Origin of the sequence: Leifsonia sp. EB34 (genome assembly GCF_041260585.1) — a bacterium.
In the GTDB taxonomy this organism is placed as follows: Bacteria; Actinomycetota; Actinomycetes; order Actinomycetales; family Microbacteriaceae; genus Leifsonia.
In genome coordinates this window covers 1,092,015-1,107,548 of record NZ_JBGCCV010000001.1, presented here as the reverse complement: position 1 = coordinate 1,107,548, position 15,534 = coordinate 1,092,015, and the positions used below count along the sequence as shown (strand labels likewise).

Sequence of the window (15,534 nt, the reverse complement as noted above, 5' to 3'; positions counted from 1 at the left end):
AAGTCCCGTAGACGGAACGTTGGAGGGACTTAGTGCCCTATGCGTCGTAGCGGCCCGCTCGGGAGAGTCGGAGCCGGGAGGTTGATATCTATCCATCGACGAAGGTCCCATTGAGGGAGGAGAGCTCATGACCGACAGGACGATCGTCGGATGGGACGGCTCAGCGGAATCCGACGTGGCGCTCGCGTGGGCCGTTGAGCGGGCCAAAGCAGAGCCCGACGGAATCGTGCTGGTCGATATCGAGGATCCCGCCGCGCTCGCACCGGGTCAGGTCGTCACGGCCGAGCTCGTCGCGCGCCGCCACGTTGCCGCCGATACGAAAGCGGAGCGCGTATCCGAAGCCAACGGGGGCCTGAGGATCACCACGCATGTGATGGTGGCCGACCGTCGCGACGAGCTGCGGAGCTTCTCGCGCGCGGACAACCTCGTGGTGGTCGGCACCGGCAGACGGCACTGGCCGCTGGTGCGCTACGACTGGTCGCTGGGTGCGCAGCTGGCGGCGCGCGCCCGAGGGGCTCTGGCGGTCATCCCCGCGCTCCCCGGCCTGGACCTGAGGACGGTCGTCGTGGGCGTCGATGGCTCGGAGGTGTCGCTGAAAGCGGCGCGATTCGCTGCCCGGGAGGCCAGGCGGCTCGGCGGTGAGCTCCGGCTGGTGCATGCCTGGCTCGAACCTCTGGTCGGGATCCCCGAGGTGCAGCAGCCTGACGGCCGTTTCACGATCGACCTCGAGAAAGAGCATGACGCCATACTCCAGTCGGTCGCGCGCACGGTGCGCGCGGCGAACCCGGACCTGATCGTGACGGCCGAGCTGGTCCGGGACGACCCGAGGAACGCGATCCTGTCGAGTCTTGACGATGCGGCGCTTCTGGTCGTCGGCACCGAACAGTCGCGCGGGTTCGACCGTTGGATGCTCGGCTCGGTCAGTCACGCGCTGATCCTGGCGATCCGGGTGCCCACGATCGTTGTGGCGCCCGAGTGCCTGATTTGAGCTGAGATCCACTTCGACGCCCGAGGCTTGCAGGGGGACCTTCGGCCCATCCCTCGCGAGTGCTCAGCGGACACACTGGGGCGCACCGGAAGGAGTTGCCATGCGCGCAGCCGTCGTCACCCAGTTCCAGCAGCCGCTGATCGTGGAGGAGCGTCCGATCCCGTCGCCGGGACCTGGACAGGTGCTCGTGCGTCTGGAGGCGTGCGGCCTATGTCATACGGATATCCACGCCATCGACGGCGACTGGCCGGTCAAGCCCACCCTGCCCTTTATTCCCGGGCACGAGGGGGTGGGGATAGTCGAGCGTCTCGGTGATGGGGTGACCTCTCGCACGCTGGGCCAGCGTGTCGCGATGCCGTGGCTCGGGCATGCCTGCGGTGAGTGCCGCTACTGCGTCGACGGCCGGGAGAACCTGTGCGAGCAGCAGTACAACACCGGCTACGCCGTCGATGGTGCTTACGCCGAGTACGCGCTCGCGGACGCACGGTTCGCGGTTCCGGTGCCGGAGGATGTGTCGCCCATCGACGCAGCACCGCTCACGTGCGCCGGTGTCACCACCTACGCCGCGGTCAAGGCCGCTCATGTGATCCCAGGTGAGCGGGTCGCGGTGTTCGGCATCGGTGGTCTCGGCCACCTGGCCGTACAGTATGCGCGTCTCGTCGGAGCCCAGGTGGTCGCGGTGGACATCGAGGAGGACAAGCTCGAGCTGGCCGTGGAGCTCGGTGCCGACCATGCAATCAATTCGAGAGACGTGGACCCTGCCACGGTCATCCATCATCTCGGAGGGGCGGACGTGGCGATCGTCCTCGCCGTCGCATCGAGCGTCTTCGACCAGGCGTACCGCTCGCTCAATCGGGGAGGCCGGCTCGTTCTCGTCTCTCTTCCCGCCGAGGGGACCCTGACCGTCCCTGTCTTCGACACCGTGCTCAGGGGCATTTCGATCATCGGTTCCATTGTCGGCACCCGACAGGATCTCACCGAGGTCTTCGCATTGCACGCAGCGGGACGCACCAGGGTGGTCGCCGCTCGCCGCGATATCCGTGACGTCAACCGGGCCGTGGCGAGCGTCCTCGCTGGTGAGGTGCCCGCACGACTGGTCTTCGTCTACGACTCGGGACTTCCCGTCGAGATCGGTGAGGGGAACGCCGCCGAGTCGCCGGACGTTGACTGAGACCCGGCCTTCGAACAGGACGTCTCGGCGAGGGTCCTGGTGGCGCTGGGTTCTGCGTGCGGTGTCCGCGGCGCTCATGATGCTCGGGATCTGGCTCATCGTCGTCCCCCAGTGGCAGGACGGTGCCCGGATTTTGCCCCGTCTCGGCCGGATTCCGATTACCATGCTTTCGCTGGCCGCGGTGGCTCAGCTGTGCTCGCTGCTCTGCTACAGCGCCATGACGAAGGCCATCGTCGGGCGAGGACTCGGCTACGGGGCGGCCCTACGCATCGATCTGGCCGATCTGGCCGTCAACCACACGGTGCCAGGTGGCGGGAGCGTTGCAGGCGCGGCCCGGTTCCGGATGTTCGTAGGGCGCGGCATACGTCCCTCACGCGCCCTTGCCGCGGCCTCGGTCGAAGTCGCGATCTCCAACGTTGCGCTGGGTCTGCTGTTCCTTGTCGGGCTGCTGCTCGCACGTGGGGTCGGCCCGTTCACCGCGCCGCAAGCATGGGCGGCGACCTCCGTTGCGGCTCTTCTCCTCGTCGTCGGATTCGTTGTCTGGGTCGTCCTCCAGCGCACGGCCTGGCTTTCGGAGACGGTCGGGCGACTCGAGGATCGGGCGCCGGCGCTGCGTCGGCTTCACCTCACCACGATCATCGCTTCGGCGCGTGACCAACTGACCGTGCTCGGGCAGCGACCGAGGCGTCTTGTCTTGTGCGCAGGGCTAGCGCTAGGCAACTGGCTTTTGGACGCGCTCTCCCTGTGGCTGATCCTCGCAGCGCTAGGTTCCCCGGTCGCACCCGGACCATTGCTGTCCGCTTACGGCGTCGCCACGGTGCTCGCGCAGCTGCCGATCACACCGGGCGGACTCGGACTTGTGGAGGGCGTCCTTGTTCCGGCGCTCGTCGCCTTCGGGGTGCCGGCGGACACCGCATTGCTGGGCGTCCTGGGGTGGCGCGCCCTGGAGTTCTGGCTCCCGATCCCGTTCGGTGGTCTCAGCGCGCTGTGGCTCGAGGTGGAACGGCGGGACTTTCGCCCCTCCTGACCAAACATCGGAAGCTGCAACCTTGCACCATGAACACGAGGACTGTCACGCATTCCGCGGAGGACCTGAAAATACGTCACGATGTCCAGTCCGAATTGGGATGGCAACCCGGTCTGGAGGACCCGGCCCACATCGGCGTCGCGGTCGATGGCGGCGTCGTCACTCTCAGCGGCGAGGTGGGGTCGCTCAGTCAGCGCCTCACGGCGGTGATCGCGGCCCAGCGGGTGGTCGGGGTGCGTGCCGTGAACGACGAACTGCATCTTCGCCACATCCTCGGGGAACCGGAGGGTCTGGAGCTAGCGAAGGCGGTCGACGATGTCCTCCGTTGGACGTCCGGGATCCCGCAGGACCGGATCCACCTCGAGGTGCAGGGGCACATGGTGATCCTGAGCGGCCTGGTCGACTGGAACTATCAGCGCACGGCTGCGGCGAAGGCGGTGCGCAGGATCGACGGCGTGCACGCCGTCGACAACCGGATTCAGTTGACGGGCCGCCCGGATGCGCAGGATGTCGAGCATCGGGTCCGTGAAGCGATCATTCGCAATGCTGCTTTGGACGCGCGCAACATCGTGGTCACGGTCGAAGGGACGGAGTTGACTCTCAGCGGCCCGGTGCGTTCCTGGATTGAGAAGCACGAGGCGGAACTCACGGCGTGGTCTTCGCCGAACGTGACGCAGGTCCACAATCAGCTCGTCGTGCACCTGGGCGACGGCCGATAGGGGACGCCGAGCAGTCGCCCGGCCTCGAAGCGTTGCGAGCAGGGGGGCCGCCTATCCCCGTGCGTTCGTCGTGGAGTCGCGGTGATCGATGTGCGCGTCCGATCCCGGGAAGACGATCGTGGTGCGGCCGTCCTCCTCCCATTTGACGACGTACGGTGGTGCGCCGTCCTCGCCGTGAACCTCTTCGATGTACCCGACTCTGGGCGGCTCCTCGAGGTGGTTCGATTCGATGACCAAGAAGTCTCCCGCTTTCGCCTGCATCTCGCTCAGCTCCTCTCACGGACCACCCGTCGTGGCCTCGACCGTACCCGGTTGCGGATCGTGGTCGCAGGCCGTAAGTCCTTTTGCGTTCGACGGGGTCGTCGCGTTCGGGCGGTACGGAGCTGCGAATCGAGTGTCGCAGGGGTCACCGATCATCACCGCGTCTCGACGCGTCTTCAGGATCGAGGGTCGACACCTGCAATCGTGCGCGGTTCGTGGCGCGGAGGCGACCCGTGGCAATGCTTCGCACCGCGCGGGTCACGAGGCTCAGCCCGTGGAGCCCGCGGTAGACGGGTCGGGTCGTCGTGACGAGCCGGAGCAGGGGAGAGGCGGCCTCGGCCGGTGTGCGGCCCCACAGGGCGATGATGACGGGGAAGACGTCGAGCCGCCCTTCGTATCCTTTCTGCGCGGTGATCCTGGTGAGGAGCTCGGTGGTGACCAGCCCGGGGTTCATTCCGTGGACGCGGACGCGGGAGCGTCTTGTCTCGCGTTGCAGCGTCTCCGTGAACTGGCGGACCCAGCGTTTGCTGGACGCGTAGGCGTTCTGCATCGCGACAGGTCCGCGGTCGCCTTCGCCGTATAGGTTGACGAGGTCGCCGAATCCTTGCTCGAGGAAGACGGGCAGGGCAACCCGGGAGCCGTGGAAGGTGCCGAGGATGTTCGTCCGTACCACGGTTGTGAAGTCGTCGACCGGCGTGCTGGCGGTCGGTCCGTAGACTCCGGAAACGCCCGCGTTGTTGACCCAGATGGCCAGGGTCCCTTGGGCGAGGGCGTGGTCGCGAAGTGCTTCCACGTCGGAGAGGACCGTGGTGTCGCAGGTCAGGCCGGTGACGTCGAGGCCTTCGGTCCGCAGGGCGTCGACGGCGGCCTGGACATGGGCGGCGCTGCGCGAGGACACGACCACGGTGGCGCCGCTTCGGCCGAGCACGCGTGCCATCGCCAGCCCGAGTCCGCGCGTGGAGCCGGTGACGACGGCGACGCGGCCTGCGAGCGGGGACGGCCTCAGGCTGGCGGATCCTGTGCGGATCGAGCTCGTCGTAGTCGTCGGGGTGAGGCGCCGGCCGTCGTGTTCGAGTTCGTTGACACGTCTGGGTTGCATGTCTTTCACCTTGTTCTCGCGCGGCTGGGGGACGACGGGAGCGGCCCAGAGGGGGTCACGGGTCCAGCGTTGCATAGTCGTGGCAGTTCACATCACACGAGCAGACTAGATGTCCCGGTGAGTGGACAAAACCCCTGCTGGGCTGAAGTCGTAATCGCGTCGCGGGCCCGGCTATTCTGCCGGCGGCGGATTTCGGGGCGGAGTGGGGGTTTGCGCCGGCGGTTCGCCGGGCGGGGTCGCAGGCGGCTGCGGGGCTGTGTATAACGGCTGGCCGCCGGCCGGGCCCGCATACGGCAGCGGCGACTGAGGCCATCCGTAGTCGCGCGGCGGGAGCACTGCGCCGGGGACGATCACGGTGTAGCCGGGCACCTCGTTGTCGGGGCGGTCGAACCGGGCTCCGCGCGGGTTGGGAGGAAGAAGCGTCATCACGAAGATCGCGAAGCCGCCCAGGCTCGGGATGAGCAAGAGCAGGAGAAACAGGCCGCTCAAGTCGACGTCGTGCAGGCGGCGCGCCGCGAGAGCGAGGCCGGGGATCACCGTGGCGAGCCACCACGCGACGAGGAGGATGATGCCGACGGCAATCCCGGGCCCTGGCCTGAAGCTGCCTCCGGCGTCGGTGGACGAGCCGATGAGCGCGCCCATCCAGCCCATCGCGTAGAGGACGACGACGATCAGCGCGTCGGTGAGAGCCCACCACCAGTATTCGCTGCGGCTGGCTCGACCGTCGAAGCGCGCGTACTTCTTCCAGTAGCGCACGAAGGCCTCACCGAATGGCGCACGGTAGTAAGGCGCCCAGAGGGGCACGCGTTGCTGAGCCTGCGATTCGGGTGCGATCATGGCGGACCCCCTGAGCCAACGGCGGGTGCGACGGTCGCGGTCAGCCTACTTCCACGCCACGACGCACGGGGTGCAGCTTTACTGCAGTCGAGACCTCGTCTTGCTGAGCCGCTCATTTTGCCCGAGCTGAATGCCCTCATGTGGGCACTCCGATAAAACTGCTGCCGAGCGTTGGCGCCGCCTCGCTCCTCCGACCCGTCCCCGGGCCCAGGTATGCGAACCCTTTCCGTAGGACCAAGGCCTCTTCTCCCTTGCAGAGAGCAGCCGGATACTGGGCGGACGGTGGAGGAAGGTCGCTATGAACGCAGTGAATCGGGACGAGGACATCTGGTCCCCGCAAGGGCCGGCGACGGTGCTCAGCGAAGACAACTGCTGGGCGATTCTGGAGAAGCGCTCGTTCGGCCGGGTGGGACTGAGTGCTGATAACCAGCCTGAGATCTTTCCCGTCGATTATGCGGTGACGGAGCGAGAGGTGGTGTTCCGCACGGCGGATGGGACGAAGCTTCGGCACCTGACCGCCAACTCTGCCGTCGCTTTCGAAGTGGACGAGCGCGACGGGGAGGATGCCTGGAGCATCTCCCTCCGGGGGACGGCTCGGGTTCTGCATGATCCGACCCAGATCCGGCGGGTTGAGCAGCTTTCATGGCCGGACTGGGTGCCGACGCAAACCTATGTCTATGTGGCCATCGATCCCCACATCATCAGCGGTCGGCGTATCTCCCGGCACGTCCATGCAACGCGGCGCAGCGAGACGTCCGAATGACCACGCCTCCTCGAATGGCGGCGGTCGCTGCCGGCAGTGGGCGCCCTATGCCTGAATGAGGACCTTGAGTGCATCGTGTTCCGCGGCGTGCCCGAACACCTCGTACGCGTCGGTCAGCTGGTCGAAGCTGAAGCGGTGTGTGACGAACTTGTCGGCGGGCAAGCGGTGTTGGCTGACCAGTTTCAGCAGCATGCCGAGTGTGTTGGTGTTTACCAGCCCGGTCGAGATGGTGAGGTTGCGGATCCATAGTTTGTTGAGCGCGAGTTCGACGGGCTTGCCGTGCACGCCGATGTTGGCGACGTGCCCGCCAGGCCGAACGATGTCGACTGCCATCGTGAACGTCTGAGGGATGCCTACCGCCTCGATTGCAACGTCGACGCCGTCCCCATCGGTGAGAGCGAGCACCTGTTCTTTCCAATCCTCCTGGCCGGAATTCACGGTCTTGGTGGCTCCAAAGTCCGCTGCTCGAGCGAGTCGGGCATCGTCCAGGTCGATGGCGACGACTTTGGACGGGCCGTACAGTTGTGCCGTCATCACCGCGGCGAGCCCCACCGGTCCTGCGCCGATCACGGCGACCACGTCGCCGGGCTGGACATTCCCGTATCGCACTCCGATCTCGAACCCGGTGGGGAGGATGTCGGACAGCAGGATGCCCTCGGCGTCGGTGACGCCATCCGGAACCTTGTACACGGAGTTCTCCGCGAAGGGCACCCGAACGTATTCGGCTTGGGTGCCGTCGATCATGTAACCGAGGATCCAACCGATCCCCGGGGTACCCTCCGGATTCAAGCAGTGACTGTAGAGGCCTTTACGGCAGTTCGAGCACACGCCGCAGGAGCTGACGCAGGCCAGGATGACGCGATCGCCCACGGCGAGCTGGGTGACTCCTGATCCGATTTCAGTGATGACGCCGATGCCCTCATGACCGAGGATGCGGCCTTTGGCCACTTCGGGAACGTCCCCCTTGAGGATGTGGAGGTCCGTGCCGCAGATCGTGGTCGCGGCCATCTTCACGATCACGTCGGTCGGATGCTGGATCACCGGATCCGGCATGTCCGTCCAGCTCTTCTCCCCGGGGCCGTTGTACACAAGAGCCTTCATTTCGCTTCCTTCAGTCGCATACGGCGCATCGGCACATCCGGCACCATGGTGAGTCAAGCGTCGCCGCGCGCACACCGGCAGGGCACAAGGTCCCGAGAGACAAACTCTTCCAGCGGCAGACGTGGGGCCGCGCACGAGACGAAACTCGCACCCGATCAGTGCGTGTGGGCGGCGAGGAAATCGATGGTTGCCGAGAGTGCCTCTCGTGCCTCGGGCAGGCGCAGGTGGAACTGGTACTCGTGCGGCAGCTCCGGTTCGTGTGATGACGGCCAGAACCGTTCCGTCACATCGACGCCCTTCGCTCTGAGGGCCGCAGCCATCGGGACGGACTGGGTCTGGGTGAGGCCGTCGCCGTTGCCGCCGGAGAGGTAGGTGGGTGGAAAGTCGGCCGTGATGTGCCGGATGGTCGACATGGTGCGCCCACGTACGTGTGCGACCAGTCCTTGGCGCCGGCGTAGGACCAGAGCGCGGTCTTGAAACCCCACGCCCTGATCCCTGTCAGATCGGCGAGCGCATCGAGGTCGTAGACACCGCAGTTCAGAATGACACCTGAGAGCTGCGTCGCACGGAGGGCCGGCACGATTCCCAGCAGGCGAGCGTAATCCGGGTTGGTGGTCAGAACCGCCAACTGACTGGCGAGCTGCGCACCGGCGGAGTCGCCCGCGAGCACGATCCGGGTCGGGTCGATGCCGAGGCTCGTGGCATTGCCGGCAAGGTACGCGAGCGCGTCGTTGAGCTGGCGGATCGCCGTCGGATAGCCCGCTTCCGGGCCGACGGTGTAGTTCAGCCCGACCGCGGCGTAGCCGTGCGACGCGAGGATGCGCAGGTACGGGGCGACGTCGGCGGCGGCGCCGGAGATCCAGGCTCCGCCGTGGATCCAAACGACGGCGGGCAGCGGCGCGTCCGCCGTGTCCGGCCGGAACACGTCGAACGTCGTGTCGGGGGAACCGGGCGCGTAGCGCAGACCGGTCGTGGCGCTGATCCCGGACGTGGGCGCGAATGGCGTCATCTCTGTCACGATGTGGGCTGCGCCCTGGGTGAAAGCCCTGCGGATGACGAGAGCGGACGGCCACGGCGACGCTGAGAGCAGGCCGGCGATGATCCGCGCACAGAGCAGCACGATCGTCGAACCGAGGAGCAGGCGGCGGCCGAGCCCGGGGATGGGCCGGTGTGGAAGCTCGTCGGTGCGGGCGCGGCTCATGCACTCACCGTAGCGTCACCCGGACACCAGCGGCCGCGGGTATGCGGCCTTTCAGTCGCGGCGACGGCCGGTCCACAAGAGGTACCCGACGAGGGACCCGATAGTGCTCAGACCTGCGGTTATCAGGACGGTCACCCAGGGCCGCCCTTTGCGCTGGGCGGCCACGAGATCGCCGATTCCGTTGATGAGTGCGGCTGCGATCATTCCGGCGACCAGTCGGTTTCCGATGCGCTCTGCACGCCCGACGAGGGGCTCCACCTCGGCGGCGCGCACATGTATCTGGAACCCTGACGTGTCCAGATTCTCGACGATTCGGCGCAGGCGTCCGGGCGAATCGATGAAGAGTTCGGCCGCGTCGCTGGACGCCCGCAGAAGTCGCTGAGCGGTTGCCGTGATGGAGATCCGGTCCTCCACGAGGCGGCGCGCATAGGGGGTGAGGACTTCGCCGAGCGCAAAATCATGATCCAGTTGGACACCCATGCCTTCGACCATGATCAGCACTTTGAAAAGCAGCGCCATGTGTCGCGGGAGTTGGAGGTGATGCTCGCGGAGCATGGCGAGCAGTTGGCTGATGAGGTGGGTGAAGTTGACCTCGCTCAGCGGTCGGCCGGCGTACTGGGACACCCATCCGGCCAAGGACCGTTCCAGCCGCGGCCGGTCCTGCAGCTCTTTTCTGACGCAGAGCGCGTACAGCGCGGAGGCGAGCAACGACGGACTCGCTTGCGTGAACCCGATCAGGAAATCGGTCAGTTCCTGCTTCAGCTCCTCATTCAGCTCGCCCACCATGCCGAAGTCGATCAGTGCGATGCTCCCGTCGGGGGTGACGAACAGGTTTCCTGGGTGTGGATCGGCGTGGAAGAAGCCGTCTTGGAAGATCATCTTGAGTATCATTTCGGCGCCGCGGCGGGCGACGCCCTTGCGGTCGATGCCGCCCGCGTCGAGGCGTGCGAGGTCGTTGACCTTCACTCCGGTCATGCGCTCGAGCGTCAGCACGCGGGAAGTCGTCCTCTCCCAGATGATGCGCGGGATCAGCACCTGAGGATCTGCGCTGAAGTTTGCGGCGAACCGCTCCGCATTTCGCCCTTCCTGCACGTAGTCCAGCTCCGCCCGGAGGCTGATGGCGAAATCTTGCGCGATCCCCTCCAGGTCGTAGCCTCGTGCGCGTTCCCAGCGGCGGCTCGCCTGCCGGGCAAGGTTCTGCACGATCTCCAAATCCTCCTCGACCTTGGGGACAATGCCGGGCCGACGCACCTTGACCACCACTGGCGTTCCGTCCTCCAAATGCGCAGCGTGGGCCTGCCCGATCGACGCGGACGCAATGGGATGGACGTCGAAGTCCGCGAACAGTTCCTCCACATCGGCGCCGAGTTCTGCTCGGATCGCCTCGAGGATCGCCTCGGGGGGCACAACAGGTGCAGCGTCCTGAAGCTTTGCGAGTTCGGTGAGGTAGGGCGGCGGCAGCAGGTCGGAACGGGTCGAGAGGAGTTGCCCCAGCTTGATGAAGGTGGGGCCGAGGTCTTCGAGCGCCAGGCGTACGCGTTCTGGTGTCGTCGCCCGGTCACGGCCGGCCGCGCGCGGATGGCCGAACCAGCGGCCGACGCCGGTGATGTCGGCGAGGAAACCGAGACCATGACGACCGAGAACTTCACCGACCTGCTCATATCGGCCCAAGTGGCTACTCATTGGCTTATTCTCGGCGTGATCTCGGACCAGGGGGAAGCCCGCTCAGTGCGTCGTTCTCTCACCTGTTCAACCAAACCCGCCACGTACTGTCGTCCCGGCCGAGGTATCCAGCCATCATCGTGGTGTATCTCCGATGGCCGCCGACACGATTCCAGCGGATCAGTGAGATGACGCGATCCTCGCGGGGGAAGCGGGCGGGCCGAAGGTCTTGTGGCTGTGGCTGTGGCTATGGCTGCGTCGTGCCGGCAGGTCAGGTCTCCTGCGGGTGACCCTCCTGCTCGGGTTCGCCGGTGGCCTTCAGGATCGCGACCTCCTTGAGCTCCTCCGGGCCGTGCCGGCGGTCGACGCCGAACAGGTAGACGGCGTCGAGGACGCCGAGCGTGTTGGTGAGCAGCAGCGTGACGAACCACGGCTTGCTGCCGTTCCGGGCGGCGCGCCACAGTGAGGCGCCCTTCCAGGCGAGGCTCCAGGCGACGACCGCGACGACGAGCGCGCGGCCCGCGGGAGGCACATCGTGCATCCCCATCCGGGACGCTTCGTAGTGGTTTCTCATGGGGCCATCAGACCGCGGGCGCCCGCGGAACGGCAAGGGTCGAACGTCCCGGTCGGCGGGGCCAACCGCGGGCAGGCTTGGTACCGAGCCGATCAATGTGAGGAGTCCACATGCCCACCCAGATGACGCGTGACGAGATCGACGACCTGTTGAGCACCAGCCTGGTCGGCCGTCTCGGGATGATCGCCGAGGGACAGCCGTATGTCGTCCCGATCTCATATGTCTATCGTGACGGTGCCGTGTACTGTCACAGTGCGCAGGGCAGGAAGGTGGAGGCGTTGCGGACGCAGCCGGAGGCCTGTTTCGAAGTGGACGAACTGGACCACATCGATCGGTGGCGCAGCGTCATCGGGTGGGGTCGTTTCGAGCAGCTCGTCGGCACGGAGGCCAAGGCGGCAGTCGAGCTGCTGGTCGATCGTTACCGACCGCTCGTGTCCGCGTTCCCCGATGGTCACCCCGGGGCCGAGCTGGGGATGATGCGCACCCTCGACATCCCGCGGCTCCCTGAGGCGCGGCCGCAGGTCGGTCAGCCATCCGCCGCCGCCGTGGTGTTCCGAGTGAGGTTGCACGCTCTGACCGGGCGCTCGGAGGGGGACTGGTAACGATGGCGACAGACGGGCGCACGGTCGTCGGGTTCGACGGCTCGCCGTCGGCGTGGCGGGCCCTCGACTGGGCGACCGACCGGATCGCAGTGCGCGGGGGAGCCCTGGAGGTGGTGCACGCGATCGATATCCGCGTCGGCGGGGCCGTCTTCGGTCCCCGGTTCGATCTGGTGACGACGGCCGAGACCGGGTTGAAGCAGGCGAGGAACCATGTTCGCGCACTCGCGCCGGACGTGGCGGTGGAGGTCCGCTGGGTCGAGGGCCCACCCGCGAGTGCGCTCCTCGGTGCGGCGGCGGGCGCCACGCTGCTGGTGGTGGGGACCGACAAGGGACCGCTGCTGAGCGGAGCGCGGGTCGGCACCCTCCCGCTGAAGCTCGCGGCGAGGGCCGACTGCGCCGTCGCGGTGATCCCAGCGTCCTCGCGCCCCGAGCGGAACGTGGTTGTCGTCGGCGTCGACCGTTCCGTGTTGGCGCGCTCCGCGCTGGCACTCGCCGTGACCGAGGCGAGCTGGACCGGTGCGCAGGTCGAGGCCGTGCACGCCTGGGATGTGCCGGAGGCCCTCCACTCCGCCCTCGACTCCGGAGAGCACGCCGACCCGGCATTCCTGAAGCGGGAGCAGGCCGTGATCCCGGAGGCGATCGCCGACGTCCCGATCGCCCGCCCGGCGCCGATCAGCCCGATCGTGGTGCGGAAGAATCCGGCCGAAGCGCTCATCGAGCACGGCGCGGGAGCCGTCGCCATCGTCGTCGGAACGCGCGGCCGCGGACGCTTCGCGGCGTCCCTGCTCGGGTCGGTCAGCCACGACGTGCTGTTGAACCTCCCGTGCCCGGTGCTGGTCACGCCGAAGGAGTACTCGTTCGTCGTGCCGAGCCGGCCGAACGACACGGACGACTGGTGAGGGGGGTCCCCAGGTCCCGGGCATCCGAGCCGGCGTGCGGTGTCACGCATCCAGGGCGAGGTCGCGACGGGAGAATGTGATGAGCCCGATCGACCAGAGCGCGACAGCGATGACCGCCAGGATCGCGAGCGGGACGGCGTCGAAGGCGTCGGCCGGAAGCCGCGGTGTCGCCGTCAGCGGCGTGTGGTCGACGATCTCGGACGGCAGGCCGAACAGCGTCCCGGCGAAGCTGAGGAGCGCCATCGCGCTCAGATAGCTCCAGGAGAGAACTCCGGCCAGCCGCGGAGCGAGGCCGAGGAGGAGCACGGGGATCCCGGCGCTCACCATGACGGCGGGGAAATAGGCCAGGGATGCGCCGGTCAGCGTCCAGGCCGGGGAGAAGTCCGACTGGGACGCGCCGTACGCCGCGCCCAGGACGAATCCGCTGACGGCTAGCAGGAGGGCGGAGCCGAGTGCCGCGACGAGCAGCCGAGAGGAGGACCAGCGCAGCCGCGAGATGCTCCCGGCGAGCTGGGGCTCGGCGAACCCGGAGGCCTCCTCGCCGCGCGCTTGCAGTGCGCTCTGAACGGCGAACGCGCTGGCGACGATCGCGTTCAGCATCACCAGCCAGCCCAGGATCGCGTTGACGAAGGTGGAGGTGTGGCCGCCGATGTAGGCCGCGAACAACGGGTTGGAGCCCAGCAGGCTCGCGATGGCGGTCGCCACCGAACCGTACAGGACGGCCATGACGATCACGCCCGTGAACCAGCCGATGAGGACCCCGCGCTGCTGACGCACTGCGAGCCCGAAGGGCGTGGCGATGAAGCCTCCCGCGCGTGGAGCCCCAGGGCGATCCGCGAGGACGCCGGCGCCGAGGTCGCGGCGGCCCTCGAGCAGGAGGGCGATCGCGCAAAGCAAGGCCGCCACGCCGACCAGCAGCGCCGCGGGCCACCACCGGTTCTCGCCGTACGGCCTCATCCCCTGTCCCCAGCCGATCGGGGAAAGCCAGGAGACCCAGGACGGTGAGGTTCCCGTCCCGTTGAGGTCGCCGACCGCGCGGATCACGAACAGGCCGCCGACGACGGCGGTACTCCACCCGTTGGCGCCGCGTCCGGTGGACACCAGCTGGCCGAAGAGTGCGGAGACGCCGAGGAAGAACAGCCCGACAGCTGCGAGCGAGCCCCCGAGCAGCAGGCTGCCTGCGACGGGGAGGGTCAGCGCCGCGGCGGTCACCGCGATCGCGGCTCCGACGACGAGGTCGAAGGCTCCGACGACGAGGTAGTTCGCTACGGTGTAGGCGTGCAGTCCGAGCGCGTTCGCCCTCAGCAGTTCCGCACGCCCGTCCTCCTCGTCGGCCCGACCGTTGCGGGTGACGAGGAAGATCGTGGCCAACGCGAGGCTGAGCGCGAGCGTCATCCAGATCTTGAGGACGAGGATGCCGCCGAGCGTGTTCGCCGCGTAGGGGGTGCCCGTCAGCGCCGCGACCGATGGTGTGTCGGCGATGTGCGCGTACGCCTCCCGCGACGCCTGGGTCGGGAAGGCCGAGCGCTGCGACTCGTAGACCAGCGGGATCATGCCCACGAGCACAACCGCCCAGACCAGCAGCCGCAGCCAGTTGCGTGCGATGACGAACCGCAGCATGTGGTGGAGTCCGTGCAGGTCCGCCCGGGGCGTCGATCCGGTCGTGGGGGAGGCCGGTCGTCCGAGCGACGCGGCGGTCGCGGAGGCGTTCATGAGACGGGGGTGCCGAGGGCGGAGAGCTCGGCGCCGTAGTGCCGGAGGAAGATCTCCTCCAGGGAAGGCGGTGTGCAGATCAGCGAGCGCGGCTTCAGCGGGGCGAGTGCGGCCAGCACGGTCCCGAGATCCTCGTCGGCGACCGTGAACGTGGCCCGCGGCCCGTCCAGGGCGAGGTCGTGGACGCCGGCGGTCCGGGACAGGCCGCCGCCTGCGTCCTCGAGGACGACCGAGACGGTCGTGCGACTCAGATGCCGGAGTTCGGCGAGTGTCCCCGCTTCGACGGTGCGGCCTTTGCGGATGATCGTCACGGTGTCGCACAGCCGTTCGACCTCCGCGAAGATGTGGCTTGACAGCAGAACGGACCCGCCGTCGGCTTGCACCTGCCTGATGCAGGTGCGGAACTCGGCGTCCATGATCGGGTCGAGGCCTGCGGTCGGCTCGTCGAGCAGCAGCAGCTCGGCGTCCGATGCCAGCGCCGCGATCAGCGCGACCTTCTGCCGATTGCCCTTCGAGTAGGCGCGGGCCCTCTTCGACGGGTCGAGCTCGAAGCGTTGCACGAGCTCGTCTCGGCGGGCCGGTCGTACCCCGCCTCTCAGCCTGCTGAGGATGTCGATGATCTGGCCGCCCGTGAGGTTCGGCCACAGGTTGACGTCGCCGGGGACGTACGCGATTCTGCGATGCAGTTCGACCGCGGCTGTCCACGGGTCGGCGCCCAGGACGCGCAGAGTCGTCGCCTCCGCCCGCAGCAACCCGAGCAGGACGCGCAGGGTGGTGGTCTTCCCCGACCCGTTCGGGCCGAGGAACCCCGCGATCTGCCCCGCGCCGACGGTCAGGTCCAAGCCGTCGAGTGCGACGGTGCGCCCGAACGACTTGCGGAGGCCGCGGACTTCGACGGGCGCACCGGTGATCGACAT

The 15,534-nt window shown here is 67.7% G+C and carries 16 protein-coding genes; 7 read left to right on the top strand and 9 right to left on the bottom strand.

Annotation, left to right across the window (positions count from 1 at the left end):
* Window positions 1–127 precede the first annotated feature (127 nt).
* The 4 genes from ABIA36_RS05230 to ABIA36_RS05215 all read left to right on the top strand — a co-directional run bounded on the left by ABIA36_RS05230 (window position 128) and on the right by ABIA36_RS05215 (window position 3,905).
* Entirely contained in the window at window positions 128–988 is an 861-nt protein-coding gene (locus tag ABIA36_RS05230) for a universal stress protein (RefSeq protein WP_369961219.1), read from the top strand.
* A gap of 100 nt (window positions 989–1,088) precedes the next feature.
* Window positions 1,089–2,159 carry an alcohol dehydrogenase catalytic domain-containing protein gene (locus ABIA36_RS05225; protein ID WP_369961218.1) on the top strand — a complete coding sequence of 357 codons (1,071 nt, stop codon included), beginning with the start codon at window positions 1,089–1,091 and terminating at the stop codon, window positions 2,157–2,159.
* A 61-nt stretch (window positions 2,160–2,220) separates the two neighbouring features.
* Complete coding sequence (locus ABIA36_RS05220; protein ID WP_369961217.1) at window positions 2,221–3,186, top strand: YbhN family protein; 966 nt, start codon at window positions 2,221–2,223, stop codon at window positions 3,184–3,186.
* Window positions 3,187–3,215: 29 nt separating this feature from the next.
* On the top strand, window positions 3,216–3,905 hold the full coding sequence (locus ABIA36_RS05215) for a BON domain-containing protein (protein ID WP_369961216.1): 690 nt from the start codon (window positions 3,216–3,218) through the stop codon (window positions 3,903–3,905).
* Window positions 3,906–3,956: 51 nt separating this feature from the next.
* On the opposite strand, the gene ABIA36_RS05210 is transcribed toward ABIA36_RS05215, so the two are convergent.
* The 3 genes from ABIA36_RS05210 to ABIA36_RS05200 form a co-directional block, all read right to left on the bottom strand.
* Window positions 3,957–4,166, bottom strand: coding sequence for a DUF1918 domain-containing protein (locus ABIA36_RS05210; RefSeq protein ID WP_369961215.1), 210 nt, complete (start codon window positions 4,164–4,166; stop codon window positions 3,957–3,959).
* Between the two features lie 145 nt (window positions 4,167–4,311).
* The gene (locus tag ABIA36_RS05205) at window positions 4,312–5,265 is read right to left on the bottom strand and encodes an SDR family NAD(P)-dependent oxidoreductase (protein ID WP_369961214.1); all 954 of its coding nucleotides are present in this window, start codon (window positions 5,263–5,265) and stop codon (window positions 4,312–4,314) included.
* 171 nt (window positions 5,266–5,436) lie between these two features.
* A complete protein-coding gene (locus tag ABIA36_RS05200) occupies window positions 5,437–6,102 on the bottom strand; it encodes a DUF805 domain-containing protein (RefSeq protein WP_369961213.1) in 666 nt (221 codons plus the stop codon).
* Window positions 6,103–6,400: 298 nt separating this feature from the next.
* Here ABIA36_RS05200 and ABIA36_RS05195 point away from each other — a divergent pair, with 298 nt between their 5' ends.
* Entirely contained in the window at window positions 6,401–6,865 is a 465-nt protein-coding gene (locus tag ABIA36_RS05195) for a pyridoxamine 5'-phosphate oxidase family protein (RefSeq protein WP_369961212.1), read from the top strand.
* A 45-nt stretch (window positions 6,866–6,910) separates the two neighbouring features.
* Here the strand turns inward: ABIA36_RS05195 and ABIA36_RS05190 are convergent, their stop codons facing one another.
* From ABIA36_RS05190 to ABIA36_RS05175, 4 genes are all read right to left on the bottom strand, one after another.
* Window positions 6,911–7,966, bottom strand: coding sequence for a zinc-dependent alcohol dehydrogenase family protein (locus ABIA36_RS05190; RefSeq protein WP_369961211.1), 1,056 nt, complete (start codon window positions 7,964–7,966; stop codon window positions 6,911–6,913).
* Between the two features lie 283 nt (window positions 7,967–8,249).
* Entirely contained in the window at window positions 8,250–9,167 is a 918-nt protein-coding gene (locus ABIA36_RS05185) for an alpha/beta hydrolase (RefSeq protein WP_369961210.1), read from the bottom strand.
* Window positions 9,168–9,218: 51 nt separating this feature from the next.
* Complete coding sequence (locus ABIA36_RS05180; RefSeq protein WP_369961208.1) at window positions 9,219–10,850, bottom strand: ABC1 kinase family protein; 1,632 nt, start codon at window positions 10,848–10,850, stop codon at window positions 9,219–9,221.
* 250 nt (window positions 10,851–11,100) lie between these two features.
* Window positions 11,101–11,403 carry a DUF5652 family protein gene (locus ABIA36_RS05175; protein WP_369961207.1) on the bottom strand — a complete coding sequence of 101 codons (303 nt, stop codon included), beginning with the start codon at window positions 11,401–11,403 and terminating at the stop codon, window positions 11,101–11,103.
* 110 nt (window positions 11,404–11,513) lie between these two features.
* Between ABIA36_RS05175 and ABIA36_RS05170 the strand changes: the two genes are divergently transcribed.
* Both ABIA36_RS05170 and ABIA36_RS05165 read left to right on the top strand, forming a co-directional pair.
* Complete coding sequence (locus ABIA36_RS05170) at window positions 11,514–12,005, top strand: pyridoxamine 5'-phosphate oxidase family protein (RefSeq protein WP_369961206.1); 492 nt, start codon at window positions 11,514–11,516, stop codon at window positions 12,003–12,005.
* A gap of 2 nt (window positions 12,006–12,007) precedes the next feature.
* Window positions 12,008–12,904, top strand: a complete 897-nt coding sequence (locus tag ABIA36_RS05165) for a universal stress protein (RefSeq protein WP_369961205.1) — start codon at window positions 12,008–12,010, stop codon at window positions 12,902–12,904.
* Window positions 12,905–12,946: 42 nt separating this feature from the next.
* Here ABIA36_RS05165 and ABIA36_RS05160 read toward each other — a convergent pair whose 3' ends face one another.
* Both ABIA36_RS05160 and ABIA36_RS05155 read right to left on the bottom strand, forming a co-directional pair.
* Window positions 12,947–14,617 carry an ABC transporter permease gene (locus tag ABIA36_RS05160; protein ID WP_369961204.1) on the bottom strand — a complete coding sequence of 557 codons (1,671 nt, stop codon included), beginning with the start codon at window positions 14,615–14,617 and terminating at the stop codon, window positions 12,947–12,949.
* The gene (locus tag ABIA36_RS05155; protein ID WP_369961203.1) at window positions 14,614–15,534 is read right to left on the bottom strand and encodes an ATP-binding cassette domain-containing protein; all 921 of its coding nucleotides are present in this window, start codon (window positions 15,532–15,534) and stop codon (window positions 14,614–14,616) included. Before ABIA36_RS05155 ends, ABIA36_RS05160 begins: the two co-directional genes overlap by 4 nt.